This window comes from Oleiphilus sp. HI0128 (assembly GCF_001635365.1).
The window spans coordinates 14,538-39,522 of sequence record NZ_LWGG01000619.1; the positions used below are offsets into that span (position 1 = coordinate 14,538).

Annotated in this window: 27 protein-coding genes; 15 read left to right on the top strand and 12 right to left on the bottom strand. The window is 44.9% G+C overall.

Going from position 1 to position 24,985, the window contains the following annotated elements:
* Positions 1-140 precede the first annotated feature (140 nt).
* Positions 141-1,748 carry a murein biosynthesis integral membrane protein MurJ gene (gene murJ, locus A3763_RS07705; protein ID WP_082865483.1) on the top strand — a complete coding sequence of 536 codons (1,608 nt, stop codon included), beginning with the start codon at positions 141-143 and terminating at the stop codon, positions 1,746-1,748.
* A gap of 32 nt (positions 1,749-1,780) precedes the next feature.
* Here murJ and A3763_RS07710 read toward each other — a convergent pair whose 3' ends face one another.
* The 3 genes from A3763_RS07710 to A3763_RS29960 form a co-directional block, all read right to left on the bottom strand.
* On the bottom strand, positions 1,781-2,362 hold the full coding sequence (locus tag A3763_RS07710; protein WP_068632915.1) for a superoxide dismutase: 582 nt from the start codon (positions 2,360-2,362) through the stop codon (positions 1,781-1,783).
* 226 nt (positions 2,363-2,588) lie between these two features.
* Entirely contained in the window at positions 2,589-3,263 is a 675-nt protein-coding gene (locus A3763_RS07715) for a pseudouridine synthase (RefSeq protein WP_369823098.1), read from the bottom strand.
* Between the two features lie 97 nt (positions 3,264-3,360).
* Complete coding sequence (locus A3763_RS29960; protein ID WP_082865482.1) at positions 3,361-3,723, bottom strand: cold shock domain-containing protein; 363 nt, start codon at positions 3,721-3,723, stop codon at positions 3,361-3,363.
* A 343-nt stretch (positions 3,724-4,066) separates the two neighbouring features.
* Here A3763_RS29960 and clpS point away from each other — a divergent pair, with 343 nt between their 5' ends.
* The gene (gene clpS, locus A3763_RS07730) at positions 4,067-4,423 is read left to right on the top strand and encodes an ATP-dependent Clp protease adapter ClpS (protein WP_068516258.1); all 357 of its coding nucleotides are present in this window, start codon (positions 4,067-4,069) and stop codon (positions 4,421-4,423) included.
* 76 nt (positions 4,424-4,499) lie between these two features.
* Positions 4,500-6,758 carry an ATP-dependent Clp protease ATP-binding subunit ClpA gene (clpA, locus tag A3763_RS07735; RefSeq protein ID WP_068554912.1) on the top strand — a complete coding sequence of 753 codons (2,259 nt, stop codon included), beginning with the start codon at positions 4,500-4,502 and terminating at the stop codon, positions 6,756-6,758.
* Positions 6,759-6,864: 106 nt separating this feature from the next.
* On the opposite strand, the gene infA is transcribed toward clpA, so the two are convergent.
* The 6 genes from infA to A3763_RS07765 form a co-directional block, all read right to left on the bottom strand.
* Complete coding sequence (gene infA / locus A3763_RS07740; RefSeq protein ID WP_068516263.1) at positions 6,865-7,083, bottom strand: translation initiation factor IF-1; 219 nt, start codon at positions 7,081-7,083, stop codon at positions 6,865-6,867.
* A gap of 209 nt (positions 7,084-7,292) precedes the next feature.
* The gene (locus A3763_RS07745; RefSeq protein ID WP_068516266.1) at positions 7,293-8,042 is read right to left on the bottom strand and encodes an arginyltransferase; all 750 of its coding nucleotides are present in this window, start codon (positions 8,040-8,042) and stop codon (positions 7,293-7,295) included.
* An 11-nt stretch (positions 8,043-8,053) separates the two neighbouring features.
* A complete protein-coding gene (aat, locus tag A3763_RS07750; RefSeq protein ID WP_068632920.1) occupies positions 8,054-8,755 on the bottom strand; it encodes a leucyl/phenylalanyl-tRNA--protein transferase in 702 nt (233 codons plus the stop codon).
* Between the two features lie 62 nt (positions 8,756-8,817).
* Positions 8,818-9,768, bottom strand: coding sequence for a thioredoxin-disulfide reductase (gene trxB / locus A3763_RS07755; RefSeq protein ID WP_068516272.1), 951 nt, complete (start codon positions 9,766-9,768; stop codon positions 8,818-8,820).
* 135 nt (positions 9,769-9,903) lie between these two features.
* Positions 9,904-10,818 carry a MoxR family ATPase gene (locus A3763_RS07760; protein WP_068516275.1) on the bottom strand — a complete coding sequence of 305 codons (915 nt, stop codon included), beginning with the start codon at positions 10,816-10,818 and terminating at the stop codon, positions 9,904-9,906.
* Between the two features lie 16 nt (positions 10,819-10,834).
* Positions 10,835-11,413, bottom strand: coding sequence for a PilZ domain-containing protein (locus A3763_RS07765; protein ID WP_082880409.1), 579 nt, complete (start codon positions 11,411-11,413; stop codon positions 10,835-10,837).
* A gap of 171 nt (positions 11,414-11,584) precedes the next feature.
* On the opposite strand from A3763_RS07765, the gene A3763_RS07770 reads away from it, so the two are divergent.
* Positions 11,585-12,826 carry a lipoprotein-releasing ABC transporter permease subunit gene (locus A3763_RS07770; RefSeq protein ID WP_068516277.1) on the top strand — a complete coding sequence of 414 codons (1,242 nt, stop codon included), beginning with the start codon at positions 11,585-11,587 and terminating at the stop codon, positions 12,824-12,826.
* Positions 12,819-13,526: an ABC transporter ATP-binding protein gene (locus A3763_RS07775; protein ID WP_068516280.1), complete on the top strand. Its 708-nt coding sequence runs from the start codon at positions 12,819-12,821 to the stop codon at positions 13,524-13,526. The genes A3763_RS07770 and A3763_RS07775 overlap by 8 nt, the downstream gene beginning before the upstream one ends.
* On the opposite strand, the gene A3763_RS07780 is transcribed toward A3763_RS07775, so the two are convergent.
* On the bottom strand, positions 13,523-14,062 hold the full coding sequence (locus A3763_RS07780) for a DUF2062 domain-containing protein (protein WP_068509714.1): 540 nt from the start codon (positions 14,060-14,062) through the stop codon (positions 13,523-13,525). The two genes, A3763_RS07775 and A3763_RS07780, sit on opposite strands and share 4 nt — an antisense overlap.
* Before the next feature lie 38 nt (positions 14,063-14,100).
* Here A3763_RS07780 and A3763_RS07785 point away from each other — a divergent pair, with 38 nt between their 5' ends.
* The 9 genes from A3763_RS07785 (at position 14,101) to murB (ending at position 22,958) form a co-directional block, all read left to right on the top strand.
* On the top strand, positions 14,101-16,386 hold the full coding sequence (locus A3763_RS07785; RefSeq protein ID WP_068632922.1) for a DNA internalization-related competence protein ComEC/Rec2: 2,286 nt from the start codon (positions 14,101-14,103) through the stop codon (positions 16,384-16,386).
* A gap of 149 nt (positions 16,387-16,535) precedes the next feature.
* Complete coding sequence (locus A3763_RS07790) at positions 16,536-17,171, top strand: MotA/TolQ/ExbB proton channel family protein (RefSeq protein WP_068508177.1); 636 nt, start codon at positions 16,536-16,538, stop codon at positions 17,169-17,171.
* A complete protein-coding gene (locus A3763_RS07795) occupies positions 17,168-17,587 on the top strand; it encodes a biopolymer transporter ExbD (RefSeq protein ID WP_068508176.1) in 420 nt (139 codons plus the stop codon). The genes A3763_RS07790 and A3763_RS07795 overlap by 4 nt, the downstream gene beginning before the upstream one ends.
* 35 nt (positions 17,588-17,622) lie before the next feature.
* Positions 17,623-19,392 (top strand): lipid A export permease/ATP-binding protein MsbA, encoded by a 1,770-nt coding sequence (msbA, locus tag A3763_RS07800; RefSeq protein ID WP_068516286.1) that lies wholly within the window; start codon positions 17,623-17,625, stop codon positions 19,390-19,392.
* Entirely contained in the window at positions 19,385-20,437 is a 1,053-nt protein-coding gene (gene lpxK, locus A3763_RS07805) for a tetraacyldisaccharide 4'-kinase (protein ID WP_068632923.1), read from the top strand. Before msbA ends, lpxK begins: the two co-directional genes overlap by 8 nt.
* Positions 20,430-20,615, top strand: coding sequence for a Trm112 family protein (locus tag A3763_RS07810; RefSeq protein WP_068516292.1), 186 nt, complete (start codon positions 20,430-20,432; stop codon positions 20,613-20,615). The genes lpxK and A3763_RS07810 overlap by 8 nt, the downstream gene beginning before the upstream one ends.
* Before the next feature lie 26 nt (positions 20,616-20,641).
* Positions 20,642-21,406 (top strand): 3-deoxy-manno-octulosonate cytidylyltransferase, encoded by a 765-nt coding sequence (gene kdsB / locus A3763_RS07815; protein ID WP_068516295.1) that lies wholly within the window; start codon positions 20,642-20,644, stop codon positions 21,404-21,406.
* A gap of 40 nt (positions 21,407-21,446) precedes the next feature.
* Positions 21,447-21,920, top strand: coding sequence for a low molecular weight protein-tyrosine-phosphatase (locus tag A3763_RS07820; RefSeq protein ID WP_068632925.1), 474 nt, complete (start codon positions 21,447-21,449; stop codon positions 21,918-21,920).
* Positions 21,921-21,935: 15 nt separating this feature from the next.
* On the top strand, positions 21,936-22,958 hold the full coding sequence (murB, locus tag A3763_RS07825; protein WP_068632927.1) for a UDP-N-acetylmuramate dehydrogenase: 1,023 nt from the start codon (positions 21,936-21,938) through the stop codon (positions 22,956-22,958).
* 11 nt (positions 22,959-22,969) lie between these two features.
* Here the strand turns inward: murB and A3763_RS07830 are convergent, their stop codons facing one another.
* A complete protein-coding gene (locus A3763_RS07830; RefSeq protein ID WP_068508909.1) occupies positions 22,970-23,554 on the bottom strand; it encodes an NADPH-dependent FMN reductase in 585 nt (194 codons plus the stop codon).
* Between the two features lie 168 nt (positions 23,555-23,722).
* On the opposite strand from A3763_RS07830, the gene A3763_RS07835 reads away from it, so the two are divergent.
* Positions 23,723-24,589, top strand: coding sequence for a LysR family transcriptional regulator (locus A3763_RS07835; RefSeq protein ID WP_068516301.1), 867 nt, complete (start codon positions 23,723-23,725; stop codon positions 24,587-24,589).
* A gap of 3 nt (positions 24,590-24,592) precedes the next feature.
* Here A3763_RS07835 and A3763_RS07840 read toward each other — a convergent pair.
* The coding region (locus A3763_RS07840) for a GGDEF domain-containing protein (RefSeq protein ID WP_156494998.1) at positions 24,593-24,985 on the bottom strand (393 nt) is incomplete at its 5' end.

The following is a 24,985-nucleotide window of genomic DNA, read 5'->3' on the forward strand; positions in this document are numbered from 1 at the left end:
ATTAAGCATAGAAGGAAAATACTCGGATTCAACTTTTATCCATGCTTTGAAAAGAGAAATGTTTCTGGGCAGGGTGTCTTTGCTTTTGATATCAAGCCAAGTATGCTTCGCGCTGATACTGAATAGGTTTACGAGTGCATATGGAAAACGAGAATAAAACAAATGCTCCAAAGGAGGGGGTGTCGAGCAATATTAAAGCAAAGCAGGCAAGTGGTTTGCTTCGCTCAAGCGGTATTGTTGGAGTAATGACTATGTTGTCCCGGGTCTTCGGCTTGGTGCGGGATGTTGTCGTAGCAAACCTGTTTGGTGCTTCGGCGGGGGCAGATGCCTTTTTTGTAGCCTTTAAAATTCCAAATTTCTTTCGGCGTCTATTTGCAGAAGGTGCTTTTTCCCAGGCCTTTGTCCCAGTGTTATCTGAATACCGTAGTCAGCGCACTGAGCGAGAGGTCAGGCAGTTGGTTAACTCGGTTGCAGGTGTGTTGGGGCTGGTATTACTACTTATTACGGCTTTAGCGGTCATGGGCGCTCCATGGCTAACGGCTTTGTTTGCTCCGGGTTTTCTTGAGGATACAGAAAAATATAACCTTGCCAGCGATATGTTGAGGATAACCTTTCCCTATTTGCTGTTGATCTCTTTGACCGCTTTTGCTGGTTCAATATTGAATAGCTATGGTTACTTTGCGATACCCGCTTTTACACCTGTTTTGCTTAACTTGGTGCTCATATCAGCGGCGCTTTGGTTAACGCCGTTATTTACAGAGCCAGTCATGGGCTTGGCATGGGGGGTCTTTATTGCAGGCCTGATACAGCTGTTTTTTCAGTTTCCCTTCTTGATAAAAATGGGCTTGATGCCTCGGCCACGCCTGGATTATCGTCATGAAGGTGTTCGACGTATTTTTATACTGATGGTTCCAGCACTATTTGGTGTTTCTGTAAGCCAGATTAATCTGTTGCTCGATACAGTGTTAGCGTCATTTCTACAAACAGGAAGCGTTTCTTGGCTTTATTATTCGGATCGTTTAGCTGAGTTGCCTTTGGGGATTTTCGGTATTGCCATTGCGACAGTGATTTTACCTAGTTTGTCTCGAAAGCATAGCAGTCAGTCTCACAAAGCTTTTTCTGACACGCTGGACTGGGCTATACGGATAGTTCTGTTGATGGGCGTTCCGGCAGCTGTTGCTTTGATTGTTCTTGCTGAACCTTTGGTGACGTCGCTATTTTATTACGGTGCATTAGAGCAACGCGATGTCTATATGTCGGCAATGAGCTTACGTGCCTATGCCTTAGGGCTCTTGGCATTTATGTTGATTAAGGTCTTGGCTCCCGGGTACTTTTCAAGACAAGATATGAAGACGCCTGTAAAGATTGGCATATGGGCGATGTGTGCCAACATGGTTTTCAATTTGATTCTGATCTGGCCTTTGCAACATACAGGTTTGGCATTAGCGACAGCGCTTTCGTCTTGGATGAATGCTTTGTGGCTTTTGAGTGGCTTAGTGAAGCGTGATGTTTATCATAGAAGCGAAGGTTGGGCTTTATTTGTGCTGCGGATAGTTGTTGCTGTTGTTGCGATGGTGTTGGCGGTTTCCTGGATGAATGTTGAAACCGAAATTTGGTTTGATATGAGTGTTTGGGAGCGAATAACTAAGTTGCTAGCTTTGGTTGTCGTCGGAATCGTTTCTTATTTTATCGTTTTGCTATTAAGTGGGATGAAGCTAAGAGCTTTGGTTAAAGGCTTGGGAGATTGAACCTCCTTAGTCACTAAGGAGGTTCAGAAGAATTATGCTGCTAGGTTTGCTGCAACAAATTCCCAGTTAACCAGCTTCCAGAACGCTGTCAGGTAGTTCGGACGAACATTACGGAAGTCGATGTAGTAAGCGTGTTCCCATAGGTCAACAGTTAGCAATGCAGTCTGGCCTTCAGTCATCGGCGTTCCAGCGTTGCTAGTGTTAACAATTTCCAAAGAACCATCTGCATTCTTAACTAACCAAGTCCAGCTAGAGCCAAAGTTGTTAACAGCTTTGTCGTTGAACTGAGCTTGGAAGTCAGCGAAAGATCCAAATGCTGCATTGATAGCCTCGGCTACTGCGCCAGTTGGCTCGCCGCCGCCATTTGGGCTTAGGCAATTCCAGTAGAAAGTGTGGTTCCAGATCTGGGCTGCATTGTTAAATACTGGGCCGCTTGAAGATTTGATGATGTCTTCAAGGGACTTGCCTTCAAACTCGGTTCCAGGGATCGCAGCATTCAACTTATCAACGTAAGTTTTATGGTGCTTGCCATGGTGAAACTCTAGAGTTTCTTCAGAAATATGTGGCGCTAGTGCGTCAATTGCATAGGGAAGTGCTGGTAATTCAATTGCCATGATGGGCTCTCCATTAATAATGAAAGTCTTTTTATACTATTTCTTGGTGAGCGATTTAGTCGACTCGTTAGAAAAAGCGTGGTTAGTAAGTCTATGATTTATTATTGCTTATTATGGCTCGAATGATAGCACCTAAATTTTTATAAGCCAAAAATCTTGCCTATATGCTTAGCAAATTAGCTTTGAAGTGGTGTTTAGTTTATTTATGTGCCGTATCGCACTGGTGCTAACTAGGTTTTTTTCTGTGTGGATGCTTCTTTTTGCTTGAATGGGTGCGTCCTTTATTACGAGAAGAATGTTTTTTATTTTCTCGTTGCTTAGGTAGGTGAACTTCCAGGCTTTTATGTTCGCCTGGTTGTAGGTTGTCGATAGACCAGGGGCCAATTGCTGCGCGAATCAGGCGGAGTGTTGGGAAGCCGACTTCAGCAGTCATTCGTCGCACTTGGCGGTTTTTTCCTTCGGTGATCGTTAATGCCAGCCAGGATGTTGGAGCATTTGCGCGCTGCCTTATTGGTGGGGTTCTCGGCCACAAGCAGGGCTCTTTAATTCGTTCGGCAATAGCTGGACGTGTTAGCCCATCTTTAAGTGTTACCCCATTACGCAATTTGTTAAGGGCTTCATCGCTAATCTCCCCTTCTACCTGTGCCCAATAGGTCTTGGGGAACTTGTGTTTCGGGTCGGCAATTCGAGCTTGCATTTGCCCATCGCCAGTTAAGATCAATAGTCCTTCTGAGTCGTAGTCCAGTCTGCCGGCGGGGTATATTTTGGGGGTTTTAATAAAGTTTGAAAGCGTTGAGCGGCCCTCATTATCAGTAAACTGAGATAGTGTGTGATAAGGCTTGTTGAATAGGAAAATAGTAGGCATGGCCACATAATACGCGGACAGGAAAAAGTCTGCCATATAAATGGCAAGTGATTTACCCGGTTTTGTATAAAATCGGGTTAAGAGTAAATGGCTAAAGGCCTGCTATCTCTAGAGGAAGGGCAGGCTCTCAGTTTCAAGCTGAAACTGCTTTGGCTTCTTGCTCTGTTGATGTTTTTGTTTCCGTGTTCAATGGTGCTTGATGGCTAGGCTGAAACTCAGAACCATTTGCTTCTTCAACAGAAATAAACTCGTCATGGTCTACGTCATGTGCAGCGGAGCTTGGTTGAACCGTTTCAACTGCCGTAATATTTACAGCGTGAAAACCTTTGTCGCCTGGCTGCTTTTCAAAGTTGACCGGCTGCCCTGCTTTAAGGGTTTTATAGCCTTCCATTTGAATTGAAGAAAAATGAGCAAAAAGATCTTCATTATCACCGTCTTCGATGATGAACCCATAGCCTTTTGCATTATTGAACCACTTTACTGTACCTTGAGGCATTATCGACTCCCGTGTCTCCTGCGTTCGAACTATGTGTCTTGGCAATCCTGAATAAAGAATTCAAGGATGTCAGACTGCCTTTTTGGGTTCTTGGGCATGTAAAAGTTCAAACACCTGAAGTTTTATTTTTATTTGTATTCCGATGCAAAGCGCATCAAGTCGCTACTGTCAAATATTTTCTTAATGCTGTCAAGCGATTTGGGCGAAAGATATGATGCCTGGCCGTAATTCTTTCGATAGTTTTGCTCATGTTTTTCTTTATGCGATTTCTTTATAAGCTCAGTTGTTGCAAAATACGTATCTACCCCCAAATAAAGAGAAATGTAAAAATTCGTATCAAACTATGAGTAAAACTAAAGATTCTCTACTAGTATTAGCTCAAGGAACGCAAAATGATCCAGGTCATGAAGATGATCTGCTTGTCGCTCCTGCTAAGCCAGCGTTTAAACAGCCTTCGATGTATCAGGTTGTCATGTTAAATGATGACTACACGCCGATGGACTTTGTTGTTGAGGTGCTATTAAAGTTTTTTTCTATGAATGAAGAAAAGGCGACCCAGGTAATGTTAGCTGTTCACACTCAAGGTTATGCCGTGTGTGGCGTGTTCAGTCGGGACATTGCAGAAACAAAGGTGGCGCTGGTGAATCAATATTCGGCTGATTGTGATCACCCATTATTGTGTGAAATCAAAGCAGTCTAGAGCTTTATAGATATAGTTCTGCGTTTTACATGGGTAATCACATTGAGCGAATTAATAATAATTTCTGGGGTGAAAGATGTTAAGTAAGGACCTCGAACTGACCTTGAACGAAGCGTTTCGAAGCGCCCGTGAGAAGCGTCACGAATTTATGACTGTTGAGCACTTGCTATTGGCTTTGCTCGACAATGATGCCGCACTACAAGTGCTGGGTGCGTGTGGTACCGAATTGTCGGAGCTTCGAGAGGAGTTAACCGAGTTTGTAGACTCGACTACACCACTTATTCCAGCGAGTGATGAAGAGCGAGAAACTCAGCCTACTCTGGGCTTTCAGCGAGTTTTGCAGCGTGCAGTATTTCATGTTCAGTCTTCTGGTAAGAAAGAAGTTACTGGCGCGAATGTTTTGGTAGCTATATTCAGTGAACAAGAAAGTCAGGCTGTTTATGTGCTTAAGAAACAAAATATCGCGCGTATTGATGTAGTAAATTATATCTCGCATGGTATTTCCAAAATTTCCGATGACTCCGAGCCAGAGCAAGAGGGTGAGGCGTCTTCTGAAGAAGGTATGGAAGAGTCAGGCCAGAGTAATCCGCTCGAGAGCTATGCATCAAACTTGAATGAACAGGCAAGCTTAGGTCGCATTGACCCACTGATTGGTCGCGAGAAAGAGGTTGATAGAGTTGTACAGATACTGTCGCGTCGCCGTAAAAATAACCCCTTGTTAGTAGGGGAGGCGGGTGTTGGTAAAACGGCGATAGCTGAAGGTTTAGCTAAGCAGATTGTTGATGGAAATGTTCCAGCAATTATATCTGATGCTGAGGTTTATTCTTTAGATCTTGGTGCTTTATTAGCAGGAACCAAATACCGTGGTGATTTTGAAAAACGTTTTAAGGCTCTGCTAGCTGAGCTGAAGAAGCGAGATCATGCTATTTTATTTATTGATGAAATTCATACGATCATTGGTGCGGGTTCTGCTTCAGGTGGCGTTATGGATGCATCTAATTTGCTGAAGCCACTACTTAGTTCTGGTGAGATTCGTTGTATTGGTTCGACTACGTTCACTGAGTTCCGAGGCATCTTCGAAAAAGATAGCGCATTGGCGCGTCGATTCCAGAAGATAGATGTAAATGAGCCGGATGTTGAGGATACGATAAAAATTCTGCGAGGTCTGAAACCTCAGTTTGAAGCACATCATGAACTCAAGTATACGGATGAAGCATTGCGCTCCGCAGCAGAGCTGGCTGAACGTTATATTACTGATCGTCATATGCCTGATAAGGCCATCGATGTGATAGACGAGGCGGGTGCTAGTCAGCGTTTGAAAGAAGCTGATCAGCGCTGTGACTTGATTGATGTCGAGGATATTGAAGATGTGGTGGCTAAAATAGCGCGAATTCCTCCTCGTAGCGTGACAAGTTCTGATAAAGATATGCTTAAGAATATTGAGCGCGATCTTAAAATGCTAGTGTTTGGTCAAGATAAGGCAATCGAGTCTTTATCAACGGCAATCAAGCTTTCTCGCGCCGGTTTGAAGTCGCCTGAGAAGCCTGATGGTGCATTCTTGTTCTCTGGTCCTACCGGTGTTGGTAAGACTGAAGTAACTAAGCAGTTAGCAACTGTATTAGGTATTGAGTTGGTTCGCTTTGATATGTCGGAGTATATGGAGCGACATACCGTCAGTCGTTTGATTGGTGCGCCTCCTGGGTACGTTGGCTATGATCAGGGTGGCTTATTGACCGAAGCGGTCAATAAGAATCCTCACTGCGTTTTATTGCTTGATGAGATTGAAAAGGCGCACCCAGAAGTCTTTAACTTGTTGTTGCAGGTTATGGATCACGGCACCTTAACCGATAACAATGGCCGCAAAGCTGACTTTAGGCATGTCGTGTTGGTGATGACAACCAATGCTGGTGCGGAAGTAATTAGTAGACGCTCAATTGGTTTTAATGAGCAAGACCATTCTTCAGATGGTATGGAAGCTTTGAATAAGGTATTTACGCCAGAGTTTAGAAATCGCTTGGATGGCATTATTCCGTTTGCTTCATTATCGAGAGAAACAGTTTGCTATGTTGTCGACAAGTTCCTTATGGAATTACAAGTACAGCTGGATGCGAAGAACGTTGTGCTGCATGTTGATGATGAAGTGAAGCTCTATCTTGCAGAGAAGGGGTATGATGAAACTATGGGTGCTAGACCAATGGCTCGTCTGATTCAGGAAGACCTCAAGAAACCGTTAGCAGAAGAAATTCTCTTTGGTAGTTTGGCTGAAGGTGGCGATGTCCATATTAATCTTCGAGATAATGAGATTGTCTTTGATTATGAGCAAGAGCCAGCCTAAGGGTTGTTATTGACGAAAAAAAGGGTAAGAACATGGTTCTTACCCTTTTTTTATGACTATAAAGTCTCGCTTAAGCGAATGAGCGCGAGCCCCCAGACGAAATAATTTAGCGAGCTCTGTAGGTGATACGGCCTTTAGTTAGGTCGTAAGGCGTCATTTCAACTTTAACCTTGTCACCAGTCAGTATACGAATATAGTTCTTACGCATCTTGCCAGAAATATGAGCCGTTACAATATGGCCATTTTCTAGTTCAACACGGAACATGGTGTTTGGAAGGGTGTCTATAATCGTCCCTTCCATTTCAATGACATCTTCTTTCGCCATTAAAGCGTAACCTCATAAATAATTGAGCGTTTAGTTACAACAAGCCTGAACTTTAAGAGGCTAATTATCACCTCGAATCAAAGCTCGTTATTAGAAAAGTGCGACATTCTGCCTGAATCCGAAGGATTACGCAAAATGTTTGTTTATTGATCAGTAAAATAATTGCACTTATGGCGGGTTTGAGGGGCTAAAAAGAAGTTGCTGGAGGATTATTCGCTAGAACTCAGTAGCTGGTCTCTGATGTTTATCAGCTGTTCTTCTGTATACCACTGATCACCAATTCTGGCCTCAAAAGGTGAAAACTTTGTTTTGTACGCCATTTTCTTACATTCCTTAATAAAATAGCCTAAATACAGGTAACTTAGCTCTCGATTTTTGGCTTCCTCCACTTGCCAGAGAATGGCGTAGGTTCCTAGGCTTTTAGCCGAAAGCTCAGGGTCAAAGAACGTGTAAATGGCCGAAAGGCCGTCATTAAGTTGGTCGCAAACGGCAATGCCAAGTAAATGGTCGCCTTCAGAGAATTCTATGAACTGTGTTGTGCTGTGACCATTTACCAGGAACGATCTATATTGGTCGCGGCTCGGCGGGTACATATCTCCATCCGCGTGACGGCTGTGGATATATTTCTCATATAGTAAGTAGTGGTCTTCATGGAAATCAGCTGGAAGAATTTTACCTTTCACTTGGCTGTTTTTATTCCACACCCTTTTCTGACTTTTGCTTCTTTGAAAGTTTGGTGCAGACACGCGTATTGGTGTGCAAGCTTGGCAGCTAGTGCAGTGAGGGCGGTAATAATGTTGTCCGCTACGACGGAAACCCTGTGCTGAAAGTTCGCTATAGGTATCCGTGTCGATGATAACTTTTGGGTCGGCAAAGACAGTGCTTGCTTGCATGCCCGGTAGGTAGCTGCAATCGTGCTCCGGGGTCGCGTAAAGTGCCAGCTCTTGTTGTTGTGTCATAGCTTTGGGCTTTATCCGTTGCCTTGATTGGCGAATGCCCACTCGGAATGTAAGGGGCTTCGTTTAATATTTTTATTAAGTATAGATAAAAAATCTGACCTATCGATGCATTTTGCGCCGAGTGTTAGTAAATGGGGGTTTTCAACTTGGCAGTCAATAATAGCGTAGCCCCACTTATGCAGCTGTTGGCTTAGACATGCGAAGGCAACTTTCGATGCATTGGGCTTTAATGAAAACATTGATTCACCGAAAAAACAGCAGCCAATGGCTAGGCCATAGAGCCCACCAACAAGTTCTTCGTTTTCCCATACTTCAACCGAGTGAGCAACGCCTAGTTCATGCAGAGCGTAATATGCCTCTTCCATTTCTTCGGTAATCCAGGTGCCTTCCTCGGAATCGAGTCGAGCGCAATATCTGATGACTTCTGGGAAAGCTTGGTCGAAGCTGAGCCTGGGCTGTTTCTGTCGAATGTGTTTCTTCAGGCTTTTGGAGATATGTACTTCATCAGGAATTACAACGCAGCGAGGGTCGGGGCTCCACCAAAGAATAGGCTGATCATCTGAGAACCAAGGGAATATGCCGCGGGAATAGGCGTGAATGAGTCGTTCAGGGCTAAGGTCACCTCCGGCAGCGAGTAAGCCGTCTGGGTCGCGCAAAGCCTGTTCAATGGGAGGGAAGTCGTCGTTCGCATCCAGCCAGGGGAAGTTGGCCATTTAATATCCTTTGAGGCGAGCAGGGCGGTTAAGCGTCAAGCTTACCCGCCCGGGGGTTATACTTATAATGCGTCGATGTACTTTTCTGCATCCAGTGCAGCCATACAACCAAAGCCAGCTGAAGTAATTGCTTGACGGTATACCTGGTCAGTTACATCACCGGCGGCGAATACGCCAGGGATGCTAGTGCCTGTTACGCCTCCTTCGAGGCCAGACTTTATGGTCAGATAGCCATTATTCATTTCTAGTTGGCCATCAAATAGCTCGGTGTTGGGCTTATGGCCGATAGCAATAAAGACACCCATTGTTGGTATTTCTTTTTCTTCACCTGATTCGGTTGACTTGACGCGCACGCCAGTTACGCCTGCATCGTCACCCAGCACTTCTTCTAGAGTATGGTTCCACTCGATGCGAATATTACCGTTTTCAGCTTTTTCCAAAAGCTTGTCTTGAAGAATTTTTTCCGAGCGAAGTGTGTCTCGACGGTGAATCAATATAACTTCTTTAGCGATATTGGATAGATACAACGCTTCTTCAACGGCAGTGTTTCCGCCGCCAACTACACAAACAGTCTGGTTGCGGTAGAAGAATCCGTCACAAGTTGCACAGGCGCTGACCCCTTTGCCGGCAAACGTTTCTTCGGACTCTAGGCCCAAATACATCGCTGAAGCACCGGTGGCGATAATGAGTGCGTCACAAGTATATTCACCAGAATCGCCCGTTAAGCGAAAAGGTTTTTGGCTTAGTTCTGCTTTATTGATGTGATCATAAATAACCTCTGTTTCGAAGCGCTCGGCATGCTGCTGCATTCTTTGCATTAATTCAGGACCTTGAACGCCCTCAGCATCTCCAGGCCAGTTATCGACGTCGGTTGTTTGCGTCAATTGTCCGCCTGCCTGCATTCCTGTAATCACAACTGGGTTCAGGTTGGCGCGTGCTGCATAGACTGCAGCTGTATAGCCTGCAGGGCCTGAGCCAAGAATAATGACTTTGGAGTGTTTTGCTTCGCTCATGAGAAATGTCCTTCAACGATAAGTGTTTAAACTGGTACTAAATAATGTTGTGCAAAAATGCTGCTCAGCAAGCTCTATAGGTCGTGGCTACAGATATAGGGGCTCGCAGAATAATAAACTGTTAATGGGGATAGTTTAAAAAATATCAACAGATTTTAAAATGTTTTGGCTCAAAGGGTTGCTTTGCTTTGCTTGTCCGTTAGACAGGCGGTGTTCTGCGACGCTTGGAAAGACTGCCTGAATATCATCAGGTAAAACATGGTCCCTGCCTTCAATAAGTGCCCAGGCTTTAGCCGCTTGAATCAGAGATATATTTGCGCGAGGCGATAAACCGTGTGTTTCATTGCTTTTTAAACGACTCAATGTTGCCAGCCGGTAGACGTAGTTGACGATACTGTCTGAGCACTGAACTTTGGATACTAGAGCTTGAATTTTGCTGAGAGTATTCTCGTTCAACACTGCTTGTAATTGATTTGCCAGCGCGCGTCGATCAATACCTTTGAGTAGTTGTTTTTCAGCGTCTTCACTTGGGTAACCTAGTGATATGCGCATCATAAATCGGTCTAATTGTGACTCTGGCAGCGCGTGAGTACCTGACTGGTCGCTAGGGTTCTGAGTGGCGATGACGAAAAAGGGCTCAGGGAGTGCGCGGGTTTCACCTTCTTGTGTGACCTGGCGCTCTTCCATTGCTTCGAGCAGAGCACTTTGGGTTTTAGGGCTGGCACGATTGATCTCGTCAGCGAGTACAAGGTTGGAAAATATCGGGCCGGGGTGAAAATGGAACTTACCGTCTTCTCGGTTAAAAATATTCAGGCCCAGTAAGTCACCAGGTAGTAGGTCGCTGGTAAATTGGATGCGTTGATAGCTTAAGCCCAAAGTTCCTGCTAAAGCGTGTGCTAATGTTGTCTTCCCCATGCCAGGCAAGTCTTCGATGAGCAGGTGGCCTTTAGCAAGCAAGCAGGTCAGGGCTAGCTTAATTTCATTCTCTTTGCCTAGAATAACTTTGTTGAGTTGGCTAAGGCCAAGTTGAATCGCTTTGATATTGCTCATAGTAGAATCTATAGACTTATGAAGTGGGGGTGGATGCTCTGTTTTGGGTTTGGACTCGCATAATATGGCGTGCAATCAACTGCTGGTGAGCTTCCGATATATCGGTAAAAGCAATATGCACCTCATAAGGTGATTGCGATCCTCGACATGAAAGTACATCGCCTTCAAGTATTAAGCCGCTATAGCTGGGTAGTAAAATAAGCTTGATTGCGACGCTTTGCCCTTTGGTATATTCCGACTCACTCTTAAGTGCCAAGCCTCCTTCACTCAAGTTAACAGTTTGAATGTTGTCATTTGAGTTTTGCTGGTTGTTCATTGCCAGCACTCTCGATAAGGCGTCGAGTTTCTTGTTCATTACTTTTAAAAACTGCCCCAGGTTTTTATCTTTATCTGTCAGCGTTCGGAGTAGATGCTTTGATTCAACATCCAATAGCTGAAACTCAGAGATCAGACCAAACTCGGGGCTTAGTTCAAAACATTCCGCTGCAGTTTGATTGTCAGCTCTGGGAGCAATGTCAACGGACGCTTTATTTTCAACGCGAAAATATTGTCGTCGATTGGCGAGTTCGGTAATGGTTTCAATATCGTCATTCATAAGTCGGGACAGCTTGCTTCAACAAATAGAGGTTTAAAAAGATATATAGCTTTAATTAAAGCAAAGAAATGCTCGCTTCGCTGAATTGATTTGCGGCTTTTGTGAATGCCGCGCAAAGGAACTGACAAACAAGGTGTTGTTTGCTTAGGGGGGCTGTGGTTTAATCGCGCCATGTTTAAATTCTATCCTGTCTTAATTGGCCTTCGTTATACATCGGCGAAGCGCAAAAACCACTTCATTTCATTTATCTCGCTAACGTCGATGGTGGGCTTGATAATTGGTGTGGCTCTACTTATTACTGTGCTCTCTGTTATGAACGGTTTTGATCGTGAATTACAGCAAAGAATCTTGGGTATGGTGCCGCATGCAGTGATTAAACCTTATAGTGATATGCGAGACTGGCAAACACTTCAGGATTCTGTACTTGAAAATGAGAAAGTGCTTGCTGCCGCGCCGTTTATAAATGCTCAAGGAATGGTGACGCGTAACGGTGCAGTTCACGGTGTTCAGCTGAATGGCGTTTTACCTGAAGAAGAAACATCGGTCTCGATTATCAGTGAGCATATGATTCGAGGTTCTCTTGAGGATTTGAAATCAGGTGAGTTCGGCATGATTATCGGTGAAATACTATCCCGGCAATTGCGCGTTGATGTCGGGGATAAAGTCACTGTCGTTTTACCCGAAGCTTCCTTAACGCCTGCAGGTGTGTTTCCAAGGTTAAAGCGTTTTGTTGTAAAAGGTATTTTCAGTGTAGGAGCCGACCTGGATGCTTCGCTGACCATGATTCATATGGATGACGCGGCAAAAATGTTACGTATCAAAGGTTCAGTGCACGGCTTGCGCTTAAAAATGCATGACCTGTTTGATGCACCCTATATTGCTCGCCAGATAGCGATGAACCTGGATGAAGGTTTTTATAGCGTAGACTGGACCAGAACCCACGGAAACCTGTTTCAGGCAATTCGCATGGAAAAGACTATGATTGGCCTATTGTTGATGGTTATTGTTGCGGTTGCCGCCTTTAATATTATCTCTACTTTAGTGATGGTTGTGACGGATAAGAAAGCTGACATAGCGATCCTCCGCACCATGGGGGCGAGCCCCAAGGCGATTATGGGGATATTTGTTGTGCAAGGTGCTTATATCGGGATCGTAGGAACCCTGGTCGGCACCGTATTAGGCGTGCTACTCGCTTTGAATGTCAGCGATATTATTCAGGGAATAGAGAGTCTTCTGAAGATGCAGTTTCTCAACCCGGATGTCTATTTTATTAGTGACTTACCTTCTCAACTTTTACTTGATGATGTGCTGGTTATTTCCGGGACAGCATTGATTATGAGTTTGTTAGCAACACTTTACCCGGCTTGGCGGGCTTCCAAAGTTCAACCCGCGGAGGCTTTGCGTTATGAATGATGGCGTAATTATTGAGGCGAAAGGCATCTCAAAAAACTATGATGATGCTGTTGCGCCAATTTCGATTTTTCAGAATTTAGACTTCACCCTTAGCAAGGGGGAGTCGGTCAGCGTATTGGGCGCTTCCGGCTCTGGTAAAACGACTTTGTTGAATATATTGGGTGGTTTGGATAAAGCGAGCGAAGGTCTTGTAAGGCTTTGTGGTAGCGACTTGAGTCAGTGCTCAGAGGCGCGCCTAACAGAGTTGAGAAATCAGAATCTGGGCTTTGTTTATCAGTTTCATCACTTGTTAGCGGAGTTTACGGCGGTAGAGAATATTGCTATGCCTTTATTCATTGCTGGCCAGAAACGGCGTTTGGCAGAAGCGCGAGCGCTTGAATTGCTTGACTTAGTGGGCTTGTCAGCACGCGCTAAACATAAGCCTTCTGAGTTGTCGGGAGGAGAGCGTCAGCGAGTTGCCATTGCTCGTGCGCTGGTCAATCAGCCAAAGTGCGTATTGATGGATGAGCCGACGGGAAATTTGGATGAAACCACAGCACGAAAGATCCAAGATGTGATGCTGACCTTGCAGCGTGAGCTGGATACAGGCTTCGTTGTCGTAACGCATGATACGCAATTAGCGCACAAGATGGACAGAGTATTAATCATGGAAGAAGGTGTGTTGAAGCCCTGGAGTGCTGCAGAGCAGGCTTCAGTTTAAACGGACTTGTTATCTTTTCTCGCTTTTCTGGCAGCGACTCGGTGGTGCCACTTTCTAAGGGTTGCGCGTTTCCAAATGGCGTCTATGCCGAAATAACCTGTGACGCCAAGTACGCAGCCGGCTACGAGAGAGCCAAAATACATAGGAATACCGACTTCATATAGTTTGTCTTTTAACCACTCGAATGAAAGCTCATACTCGAAAGGTGAAGCGGGAATATCAAGAATCCAGGCGCCTAATAAGTATTCTGCATAGAAAATAGGTGGCATAGTAAGTGGGTTGCTAATCCACACTAAGGCCAGGGAAACCGGTAGGTTTGCGTTGAAACGCAACGCACACAGTGCCGCAGCAACCATTTGAAAGGGCATAGGGATACATGCCCAAAATAAGCCAATGGCAAAAGCCTTAGTGACTGAATGGCGGTTTAAATGCCATAAGTTAGGCTGGTGAACTAGAGGTCCCAAGAACTTAAGGGATTTGTTTTCACGAATTGCGTCGGGATCTGGAAGATATTTTTTTATCAGATCTTTTGGCATAAAAAGTTCACTTCGTAGTCAGGCTCAAGGATGAGTTTATGTTCTATTTGATGGCCGCATTTTGTGTGGGCCCTATCATACTCTATTGTTATGGGGAATTGTTACCCGCCTTTATTTATATTTTGTTTTCAATTTGTTGCTTGGGCTTGGTTAAGACACGTCTATTTTTGCCGCTCTTAAGCTGCTTGCTTGGTCTTCTGTTTACTCACATTCTGATTGCTGAATACTTGGAAGCGCGTCTTGATAGATCTCTCGATAGTGGGAGTCAAACTATTGAGGCTTATGTTTGTTCTGTGCCGGTGGATTATCACTTGTATTCAAAGGCTGATTTTTGTGTGCTTGAAGCATCAGACAATAATGGAAAAATATTGGGTAAAAAAGTAAGGCTCTCATTTTCTCATACCCTTAATCTCGATTTAAAGAAGCGCTACTACAAGTTGAGTGTTGTTTTGAAGCCTCCGCGAGCAAGCTTGAATTTTGTCGGCAGCTCTTTCGAACAGTACCTGTTTTATAAAAAAATTTCGGCAATTGGACGAATTGTGGAGGTGCTCGAAAGTGCTGAAGATGAGGCTGGGTTCACATTGGCGGACCGAGTTCGTTCTAGCCTGAATTCATACCGTATGAGTTTAGGTGACTATCTCAATAACTTACTCCTAGATAAAGAACATAAAGGTCTACTTAGGGCCCTGATCCTGGGAGATCGGGGGCAAATTAGTCCTGGAGACTCACGAGTTCTGCAGTACACAGGAACACAGCATTTGCTTGCTATCTCGGGCCTGCATGTGGGGCTGGTGATGTTTTTTCTCTATAAGCTCTTGGTCTGGTCTGCTTTTCGAGTGCCAGTCGTTGCTTTTTTCGGCCTTGCTTACGTCATTATGGTTGGCGGGAGTGAATCTGCCATCAGGGCTTGGGTAATGTCTGTGTTGGCTCTGGTGCTTTTATCAGGGCGGTGGCGCAGAGACTATTTGGCGATTTATTGTGCCGCAATGTTTATGGTACTTTTATTCGACCCCCTATCGCCCATGAATATTGGCTTTTGGTATTCATTTATTTGTGTGGCTTTGCTTATATTGTTGTCACGGTTTGCACTAAATATGGATGCAAGCTGGCGTTCACTGTTGTTGCTGCAGTTGGTTTTGATTGTCGGCCTCGCTCCTATTAATGCCCTGATCGGCAATGTTCAGGGGCTGGCGAGCTTATTAGGAAATATGTTTGCCGTTCCTTGGGTTTCGTTGTTTGTTTTGCCTGTATCTTTAGTTGCTTTAGGTATCTCGTTTTTGAGTCGGCCAGTTGGTGAGATCTTGATGAGCTGTTCTGATGCTGGTTTAGAGTTACTGGTTCAGTATTTGTCAACTTTAATTGGTCTTTTAGCTGAGTTTTCTTTTGGGGCAAGCAATGTCTTATTAATTGCTTATGCGGTTTTATTCTTGAGCTTTGTTTTCTTTATTCGCAATTATCTGCTTCGGGCAGTGTTTCTGGCGGTATTGTTATTGGTGCTCTACACGCCTTCAGTGCTAAAGGAGCCGAAGTCCGAGGTCTTGGTTTTCGATGCGGGGCAGGGTTTGGCTATCGCATTGATCTGGGGCGGTCAGTACTGGCTCTATGATACCGGGTTAGCCTTGGGAAGCTATTCTCTGGTTGAAAGTGCAGTTTTCCCCTATTTCCGTGAACAAGAGTTGTTGCTGAATATTAGTGGGTTGATAGTGAGTCATGGTGACGCGGATCATGCGGGCGGAGCTGCGCGCGTTGAGGAATATTTGCAGCCTACGCACTTGTGGTCTGGCGAGCCGGGTCGTGTATCGGGCTTAATGAACGAAAAACCTTGCGCCGCTGGAATGTCTTGGGAGTATACGGGGGGGCGCCTGGAGGTTCTTTACCCTTTTGCGGCTGGGGCAGAATTTGGGGCGTCTTCAAATAATCGCTCTTGCGTGCTTCGTTTTACCTATCGGGGTCAGAGTTTTCTGCTCATGGGGGACTTGGAAGGAGAGGCTGAAATGCACTTAGTAGAGCGCTATCGAGATTCATTGAAGGCTGACGTTCTCATCGCAGGTCACCATGGTTCTGCAAATGCGACATCCATTGCCTTGTTAAAAAATGTTCAGCCTAAGATTCTGGTAATTTCGGCCGCTTATATGAATCGATTTGGTCATCCCCATGCAGATGTATTGGAAAGATCCAGGTTGATGGGAGTGGAAGTATTATCGACTGCTTCGCATGGCGCTCTAAGGTTTTTGTTAGGTGGAGAGGCTATAAATGTAGCGGTGGCACGCATCGAGCGAGAGACTTTTTGGTCAGTACATGAAGATAGTGTAAATAAAAACTAACGGGCTTTTCTAAATCTCTAAGTATGCTAAAGTATCGGCACTAAAATAAGCGATGATAGAAGCTGCTGTTCGTCAGTATTAGGCTTGGTATTTAGTCGGGTACCTTTGCTGGTCACAGCGGTTCGAAAATTACTTGGGGAGACTTCTGCGTGTTAGATTTATTGAAGCCGGGCGGCATAATCATGTTTCCTTTGCTGCTTTGTTCGGTATTGGCGCTGGCAATCATTATTGAGCGTTTCTGGACTTTGCGGGTCAGCCGATTGGCACCAAAGGTTTTGGTTCAGGACTTGTGGGCTGCTATCAAAAAGAAAGAACTTAACTCGCGTAAGTTGAAAGAGTTAAAAGAAGCTGCACCGCTAGGTCGAGTTCTTGCAGCTGGTTTGGCAAATGCTCGTCATGGTCGAGAGATCATGAAAGAGAGCATTCAGGAAGAAGCCAGTCATGTGGTGCATGAAATGGAACGCTTTTTAACGGCACTTGGAACGATTGCTGTGATTACGCCTTTGTTGGGCTTGTTGGGTACCGTTATTGGTATGATTAAAGTCTTTGCTCAGTTGCAGCTAGAAGGTGCCGGTAATGCCGCTGCTCTAGCGGGTGGTATTTCTGAAGCATTGATAACGACTGCCGCGGGTATGACAGTTGCTATTCCTGCTCTAATTTTCCACCGTTATTTCTTACGCCGTGTAGATGAGATTGTCGTAGATATGGAGCAAGAGTCTTTACGCTTGGTCGAAGTTATCCATGGTGACCGTGAACCTTCACGTGATGGAGAACAGAGCTCTTGAATTTTAAACGTCAGTCCGGTGAAGAGGTATCAGTAGACTTAACGCCACTGATTGATGTGGTGTTCTTGTTATTGATTTTCTTCATGGTGTCTACCACCTTCACCAAAGAGAGTCATTTGGAAATTGATTTACCGCAGTCCAGTGCAGAGCCGGCGAAGCCAGCTGTAAAAGAGATTGAGGTGATTATCAATGCCAAAGGTGAGTATGCGGTAAATGATCGCAGCTTGGTTAATAACTCTGAAGACACGCTTAAAAAAGCCGTTCAGAAACTGTCTGAAGGTAACACTAAAATTCCGTTTATTATTACGGCTGATGCAAAAACTTCTCACGAATATGTAGTTAGAGTGATGGATGTTGCTGGGCAGTTGGGTTTTGTGCAGTTGAGTATCACAACGCAGCGGAATAAATCAAAATAGGCTGCTGTCTGGCAGCCTTTGTTTGTTGGTAGTCTATGAGTAAAGATTCGGAAGCCCTTCCTGAATTAAATGAATCAAATTGGGCGCTCTATCAGCGTCTGCTGGTTTATATAAAGCCACTAAAATTCTTTTTCATTCTTAGTATTATTGGTAACGCTATCTATGCGGGTGCGAGTGCGTTAATGGCTCAAGCTCTGGATACGGTCATTACCACCGTTGAAAATCCCACTGAAGAAAATCGCTTGATGCTGCCTTTGCTGATTTTTTCCTTGTTTGCAATGCGCGGGATAGGGGGGTTCTTGGGTGGATACTACATAGCTTATGTGGGGCAGAATATCGTTCACCGGTTACGCACCCAAGTGTTTGACCGGTATTTGAAACTGCCCAGTTACTACTTTGACTCAAACGCATCGGGACATTTGATTTCTCGAATTACCTTCAACGTTCAACAAGTCTCTTCAGCTGCAACTGATGCAATAACGGTGATTGTACGGGAGGGCTTGACTGTGATCGGCCTTTTTATTGTGATGATCAATGCTAACTGGAAATTGACCTTAATCTTTTTGGCAATTGGTCCAATGATTGGTGCCTTAGTAAGTTATGTGAGTAAGCGCTTTCGTAAGTTAAGTAAACGTATTATGGCATCAGTGGGTGATGTCACGCATGTAACCTCGGAGGTCGTATCGGGATACCGAGTGGTGCGCATATTTGGTGGGGAGAACTATGAGTCAAACCGCTTTAATCAGGCTAGTGAATATAACTTAAAGCAAGCTTTGAAGCTTGAAATGACTAAAGCTATCAGTACACCGGTTATTCAGTCTCTAGTCGCATTAGCGATCGCGGTTTTGGTTTGGTTAGCGCTCGCTCCAGATGTCCGTGGCGATATGACTGCCGGGAGCTTCGTGGTGATCATTGCCGCGGCAGCGACCATGGCAAAACCTATTCGTCAGTTAACTCAGGTAAATGAAAAGATTCAGCGAGGCTTGGCTGCCGCTAAGGACTTGTTTGCAGTGATTGATGCCGAACCTGAGAAAGATCAAGGAAGCTTCGAAAGTGCCAGAGTACAAGGTGCGATTGAGATTAGTGATCTTAACTTCGCTTACGAAGGAAGTAATAAAGCGATCCTGAAGAATATTGATTTATCGATCAAGCCTGGTGAAACCGTTGCTTTGGTCGGCCGCTCCGGTAGTGGTAAGTCGACACTGGCGAACCTGATTCCACGCTTTTACGAAGCCCAATCTGGCAGCATTACCTTAGACGGTGTGCCAGTCGAAGACTATACCTTGCGTTCTCTTAGAGATCAGATTTCATTGGTTACTCAGCAGGTGACCTTGTTCAACGATACCTTTACCAAGAATATTGCCTATGGAGGCTTGGAAGGTGCTTCGATCGAGGATGTACAAGAGGCTGCGAGAAAGTCTAATGCATTAGCGTTTATTGAGGATAAAGACCTGGGCTTTGATACAGAGCTTGGCGATAACGGTGTCTCGTTGTCCGGTGGGCAGCGTCAACGTATCGCTATTGCACGAGCCTTGCTGAAAGATGCGCCAGTGTTGATTCTCGATGAGGCGACCTCAGCCCTGGATACAGAGTCAGAAAAAGCTATTCAAGGTGAGTTGGAGGTATTGATGGAGGGACGTACAACAATTGTGATCGCGCATCGCCTATCGACTGTAGAAAATGCAGATAAAATTGTAGTGATGGACCAAGGTCGTGTAATCGAGCAGGGAACACATCAATCACTTCTGGCTGCAAATGGTGAGTACGCCAAACTTTACAATATGAACCTGGCGGACGATGCCTAGTCAGGATCAGCAACGTGCTGCTTCAACGAGCATAACCGATGCTTGGTACCAAGGTGCTGCTTGGCTATACCTGCTGGCACCACTGTCACTTATCTATATGCTTATTTTGGTCATACGGGCATGGCTATACCGCTTAGGTTTTAAGACCTCATATCGTTCCAGTTTACCCATTATAGTGGTTGGCAATATTACGCTCGGCGGGACTGGAAAGTCACCATTGGTTGCATACTTGGTGCAAGCGCTTCAGGAAAGAGGCTATCAGCCTGGTATCGTCAGCAGAGGGTACGGTGCATCAATTCCATCTACAGAGTGTCGAGAAGTGTTAGCCGATAGCTTGCCTGAAGAGGTGGGTGATGAGCCACTCATGCTAAAGCAAGCGCTTGATTGTCCGGTATTTGTTAGTCCTAATAGAAAGCTCTCAGTTCAGGCACTGGAAGCTCAAGGTTGTAATGTTGTTATAAGTGATGATGGCTTGCAACACAATGCGCTACAGCGTGATGTGGAAGTTTGTGTTTACGATGGTCAAAGAGCCTTGGGTAATGGATATTTACTTCCGATGGGGCCTTTGCGTGAAAGCCAGTCTCGAATGAAGAAGCTGGACTTTCAGGTGATCAACGGTGCTGATGATTTACCTGGCGTGAATTCATCAGAGCCTTACATTCGAATGGATTTACGACCAGGCAACTTACTGCCGTTGAAGGCTGATCCCGGTCAGGATGGTCTCAATCAAGCCTTAGCTTTGGAGAAATTGTCGGGTCAGCCGGTAAATGCTGTTGCTGCCATTGGCAACCCGGAACGCTTCTTTGAGGTGCTTGAGCGCAGTGGTATGATTGTTATGCGTCATGCCTTCGAAGATCATCATGCTTACTCTATCGATGATTTTGGCTTTTCGGAAACGCTTCCGATCATTATGACGGAGAAAGATGCTGTCAAATGTCGTTCTTTAGGTTTGTCAGATGCCTGGTACTTGCCTGTAGAAGCTGAGCTGAGTGCTAACTTGGCCGATTTGATTATTGAAAAAATAGAAGGAAATTCTCGTGGATAAAAAACTACTTTCGGTTTTGGCTTGCCCTTGTTGTAAGGGGGAGTTGCAATATGACCAGGAAAAACAGGAACTGATCTGTCGAGTAGATGCTTTGGCGTTCCCAATACAGGATGACATTCCAGTGATGCTTGAGACTGAAGCGCGGACTCTTACAACTGATGAGAAACTGGGTAAATAAGCACACACACAGAAAAGGAGGGACGTATGTCTTTTAAGGTCATTATACCTGCTCGCTATGCCTCTACCCGTTTGCCGGGTAAACCTCTGTTGGATATTGCCGGAAAGCCGATGATTCAGCGGGTTTATGAGCAAGCTTGCTTATCAGATGCCGAAGAAGTTGTTATTGCGACAGATGATGAGCGTATTGAAAAGGTCGCTTTGGGCTTTGGTTCCAAGGTTGTGATGACTTCTGCTGAGCACCCTTCGGGAACAGACAGGCTGCAGGAAGTAGTTGCCAAACTTGCTTTGGCAGATGATGATATTGTTGTCAATGTTCAAGGTGATGAACCGCTTATTCCGCCAAAGGTGATTAATCAGGTTGCTAAGAACTTGTCATTAGCCCCAGGTGCCGGCATTGCAACTTTGTGTGAGTCGATAGTCAAAGTAGAAGATGTTTTTAATCCGAATGCAGTAAAAGTGGTGTTTGATCTCAATGGTATGGCAAATTATTTTAGTCGTGCCCCGATACCATGGTGTCGTGATCAGTTTTCAGATCCTAAGGCCTTAACGGCGATACCTGATGGCGCTAGCTATTACCGCCATATCGGTATCTATGCCTACCGAGTGGGTTTCTTGAATGCTTATGTGAATTGGCCGCCGAGTATGACTGAAAAGCTTGAAAGTTTAGAGCAATTGAGAGCCTTATCTAACGGTGTTAGCATTCATGTCGAACAAGCTTTGGAGAGCCCTCCTCCAGGGGTCGATACTGAAACAGATCTGCAATATCTTAGAAACCTTTTAGCGGTATGATGTTCTCTTTTTCTTAATTTTTTTAGTCGAGTTGGGAATTATGCATAAGATCCTGTTTGTTTGTTTAGGAAATATCTGTCGCTCACCCACTGCTCAAGGTGTTTTTCAGTCTCGTGTTGATCAGGCTGGTTTAAAGGAGCACTTTTTTGTGGATTCTGCCGGTACAGCGGGTTGGCATGAAGGGAAAGCTCCAGACCCTCGAACACAAAAGCATGCGTTAAGCCGTTCGTATGACTTAAGCCGAATTCAAGGACGTCAGGTGGTTTTCTCTGACTTCGAAGCCTTTGATCATATTATTGCAATGGATAAGGCCAATCTGGAAAACTTGCAAGCCATGTGTCCAGAAGAGTTTCAGCATAAATTAAAGCTGTTTTTAGACTTCAGTGATTGCCCTGAAAGTGAAGTGCCAGATCCTTACTTTGGTGGCACTGCCGGTTTTTCACATGTGCTTGATTTAGCTGAGTCGGCAAGTGAAGGTTTGCTGAATGCTCTGACAGAGGAAGCGCTCGCTTAATGGTTGCATTCCTTGATGAATAAGCGTTTGGGAGCAGATTTAAAGAGCCTGAATACCCTGGCTTTACCTTGTGTTGCTCGCGAAGAACTTTGCTTTGACAATGCTCAAGAGCTTGTGCTCTTTTTGCAGGGTGGAAGCTATGAACTATCAGAGTTGCTTATCCTGGGCGGCGGTTCCAATTTGGTTTTGCCCGAGAGACTAGACAAACTTGTAATACGTTTATTGTTTGACGCAATTCACTATCATGATGACGATACAGATCATGTGATTGTTGTTGTTGAAGCAGGTAGGATCTGGGATGACTTGGTGGCTGATACTGTAAATCAAGGCTTGGTTGGGCTAGAAAACCTTTCCTATATTCCCGGAACCGTTGGTGCAGCACCCGTTCAGAATATCGGTGCGTACGGCGTGGAACTTTCAGACTCTCTTGTCTCGGTGAAAGCTTTCGACACTAAGACGCTTTCGCTTTGTGAGTTGAGCAATGAGCAGTGCCAGTTCTCATACAGAGACAGCATATTTAAACGCGAGCCTAATCGTTATTGCATCATTAGTATTACACTTCGGCTGACACGTAAACCTTGTTTTAAGCTTGACTATGGTGAGCTGAGGGGCTTTCAGGGGCTCGCGGAAAGCTTAATGGTATCTCAGGTGAGAGAGAAAATTATTGCTGTTCGTAAGGCGAAATTACCTGAACCGAGTGAGCTTCCAAATGCCGGTAGCTTTTTCAAAAACCCGATCGTTACGGCGAAACAAGAAGAGAGCATAAGGAAGAAGTTTCCAGGACTTGTGAGTTATCAGCTTGAGACTGGGGAATTTAAATTGGCGGCAGGCTGGTTGATCGACCAGGCCGGTTGGAAAGGGAAGCGGCAAGGGCCTGTAGGCGTACATGCCAAGCAAGCTCTTGTTCTTGTCAATCACGATGGCGGCAATCAGGCAGATATACTTACCTTGGCGCAAGATATTAGAGCTTCAATTGCTTCAATTTTTTCCGTTGCCTTGGAAGTGGAGCCAAAAATAGTCTCATCCTTGAGTTCATAAGGTTGTAGTTCCTATTTCTGTAGTCGCTGGTCAGTTTCTAGTAAGGTTTTAACTAATCCGGTTAAGCGATCGACCGTTTCTTGATTTACTAATTTCCCTTCTTCGTTGAATGCTTCGTAAGCAGCTCCAATAGCTAGTTGTTGAGGAATAACTAAACTCCCCAAATTTGTCATGACTTCTCTTAGTTGTCCTAGTCCTCTTAAGCCACCTAGGCTGCCTGGGCTGGCAGCAGTTAGTGCGACAGTAAATCTGTTAAATGGTGGTTGATAGACATTGGAGTCACTATTGTCAGGGCGTGATAACCAGTCCAGTGTATTCTTCAGTGCGGCGCTAAATGATCCGTTGTACTCTGGGCTCGCGATTAAAATGCTTGTTGGTGATGAAAATATGCGCCTTAAGTCGTTCAGTGAAGCGGGCGTTTCAGTGTTTTCAATATCTTCATTAAACAACGGCAAAGGGTAGTCTGCTAAGTTAATGTTGATAGCATCGTAGCCAAGCTCTAAAGCTATTTGTTGTGCTTGCTTAGCAACTTTTTGGTTGTAGCTGTTGCTGCGTAGACTTCCAGAAAATGTAATAAGAGTTCTGTCTGAGCTCATGGTATCGGCCTTTCAAGTAAGTGCGTATGAATTGAACTGTCTTTATTAAACCTGATGCAAAACTGCATGAAAATAGGTAGAGTGCATAGTTGGTGTGCATATACGCACAGAGTGGCGAATTTTGTGCGGGTGACGTTAAGCGCAGATATAGATTGTTTGGGGATATGTATGAAAAGCTGGAGTGATATTCAGATAGCCTATCAAGTAGCCAAGTTTGGCACGCTTAGCAAGGCCGCTGAGTCTTTAGGTGTTCATCACAGTACAGTTCTTAGGCACATTGACTCGATTGAAGAGCACTTGGCTTGTAAGTTATTTCATAGGCATTCTCGCGGCTATACGCCGACTGAAGCGGGCGAAATTCTGTTTCAAGATGCTGCAAAAGTCGAAGAACGTCTTGATCGAATGGTCAGTAAAATTAATGGGCTAGACCAGCAGCTAACAGGGCCTTTGGTTCTGACGAGCGTTTCGACCTTGAGTCCCTTGATCATGCCTGTTATCGAGGTATTCAGCAAAGCACACCCTGGTGTGGACATTTCGTTTCAGGCGGATTCGAGAATTTTTAAACTTGAATATGGTGAGGCGCATATTAGTATTCGGCCAGGCGCTCAGCCGCAAGACCCAGATTATGTGGTACAGAAGCTATTGTATACTGAATCGGCTCTTTATGCTAGCGAATCCTACTTGCGTAAGTACGGGAAACTCCAGAGCCTTGAGGATATTACGGGACATCGATTTCTTAATTTTTGCCAGAATATGAATAATATTCCGAGTATTAAGTGGTTAAATGAAATGGTCCCGAAGGAACAGATTAGCTTTAGTGCCAGCGACTACCATATATTAATGGATGCTGCGGAAAATGGTTTGGGTATCGTGGCGATGGATTGTCGAATTGCCGAACTTAAAACTGACCTGCAGCTACTTCTGCCAGCACCTAGTGCATGGCGTTCAACTATATGGTTAGTGACGCATCGTGATGTCCACTTTAGCCCGAAAGTTCAAGCCTTTACGGCACTTATCAAGCAGTGTTTAAAGTGAAAATCAAAAGTCGTCATTGACTCTAACGCAGTTTCGCCCGTCATATTTTGCTTTATAGACGGCTTTATCTGCACGGGCTAGTAGTGATTGAAAGTCATTCTCGTCCTGATGTAGTTCAGCTACACCGATACTCGCTGTGACTAAGAGTCCAGCTGGCTTAAGTGCTTCTACATCTTTTCGGATTTGGTCCGAGCGCATCGTTGCTTGATCAAGGCTGCAGTTTTCCAGGAGTACCACAAACTCTTCGCCACCAAAACGCACGGCTACAAGATCTTCCTTTCGGTATTGGGTGCGTAGGAATTCACCAAAGGTACTTAAAACCTGGTCGCCAACCGGGTGGCCGTGCTGATCATTAATTTGTTTAAAGTGGTCAATATCAACCATCATTAAGCTTAA

What these genes read in the sequence shown, in the direction of transcription:
- kdsB (WP_068516295.1), top strand. Translation starts at nt 20,642, where the DNA reads ATGTCTTTTAAGGTCATTATACCTGCTCGCTATGCCTCTACCCGTTTG.
- lpxK (WP_068632923.1), top strand. Translation starts at nt 19,385, where the DNA reads ATGCCTAGTCAGGATCAGCAACGTGCTGCTTCAACGAGCATAACCGAT.
- infA (WP_068516263.1), bottom strand. Translation starts at nt 7,083, where the DNA reads ATGGCGAAAGAAGATGTCATTGAAATGGAAGGGACGATTATAGACACC.
- aat (WP_068632920.1), bottom strand. Translation starts at nt 8,755, where the DNA reads ATGGCCAACTTCCCCTGGCTGGATGCGAACGACGACTTCCCTCCCATT.
- murB (WP_068632927.1), top strand. Translation starts at nt 21,936, where the DNA reads ATGAATAAGCGTTTGGGAGCAGATTTAAAGAGCCTGAATACCCTGGCT.
- A3763_RS07830 (WP_068508909.1), bottom strand. Translation starts at nt 23,554, where the DNA reads ATGAGCTCAGACAGAACTCTTATTACATTTTCTGGAAGTCTACGCAGC.
- A3763_RS07765 (WP_082880409.1), bottom strand. Translation starts at nt 11,413, where the DNA reads ATGAATGACGATATTGAAACCATTACCGAACTCGCCAATCGACGACAA.
- A3763_RS07775 (WP_068516280.1), top strand. Translation starts at nt 12,819, where the DNA reads ATGAATGATGGCGTAATTATTGAGGCGAAAGGCATCTCAAAAAACTAT.
- A3763_RS07785 (WP_068632922.1), top strand. Translation starts at nt 14,101, where the DNA reads ATGTTCTATTTGATGGCCGCATTTTGTGTGGGCCCTATCATACTCTAT.
- murJ (WP_082865483.1), top strand. Translation starts at nt 141, where the DNA reads ATGGAAAACGAGAATAAAACAAATGCTCCAAAGGAGGGGGTGTCGAGC.
- A3763_RS07770 (WP_068516277.1), top strand. Translation starts at nt 11,585, where the DNA reads ATGTTTAAATTCTATCCTGTCTTAATTGGCCTTCGTTATACATCGGCG.
- clpA (WP_068554912.1), top strand. Translation starts at nt 4,500, where the DNA reads ATGTTAAGTAAGGACCTCGAACTGACCTTGAACGAAGCGTTTCGAAGC.
- msbA (WP_068516286.1), top strand. Translation starts at nt 17,623, where the DNA reads ATGAGTAAAGATTCGGAAGCCCTTCCTGAATTAAATGAATCAAATTGG.
- trxB (WP_068516272.1), bottom strand. Translation starts at nt 9,768, where the DNA reads ATGAGCGAAGCAAAACACTCCAAAGTCATTATTCTTGGCTCAGGCCCT.
- A3763_RS07710 (WP_068632915.1), bottom strand. Translation starts at nt 2,362, where the DNA reads ATGGCAATTGAATTACCAGCACTTCCCTATGCAATTGACGCACTAGCG.
- A3763_RS07760 (WP_068516275.1), bottom strand. Translation starts at nt 10,818, where the DNA reads ATGAGCAATATCAAAGCGATTCAACTTGGCCTTAGCCAACTCAACAAA.
- A3763_RS07835 (WP_068516301.1), top strand. Translation starts at nt 23,723, where the DNA reads ATGAAAAGCTGGAGTGATATTCAGATAGCCTATCAAGTAGCCAAGTTT.
- A3763_RS07715 (WP_369823098.1), bottom strand. Translation starts at nt 3,263, where the DNA reads ATGGCAGACTTTTTCCTGTCCGCGTATTATGTGGCCATGCCTACTATT.
- A3763_RS07780 (WP_068509714.1), bottom strand. Translation starts at nt 14,062, where the DNA reads ATGCCAAAAGATCTGATAAAAAAATATCTTCCAGATCCCGACGCAATT.
- A3763_RS29960 (WP_082865482.1), bottom strand. Translation starts at nt 3,723, where the DNA reads ATGCCTCAAGGTACAGTAAAGTGGTTCAATAATGCAAAAGGCTATGGG.
- A3763_RS07745 (WP_068516266.1), bottom strand. Translation starts at nt 8,042, where the DNA reads ATGACACAACAACAAGAGCTGGCACTTTACGCGACCCCGGAGCACGAT.
- A3763_RS07820 (WP_068632925.1), top strand. Translation starts at nt 21,447, where the DNA reads ATGCATAAGATCCTGTTTGTTTGTTTAGGAAATATCTGTCGCTCACCC.
- clpS (WP_068516258.1), top strand. Translation starts at nt 4,067, where the DNA reads ATGAGTAAAACTAAAGATTCTCTACTAGTATTAGCTCAAGGAACGCAA.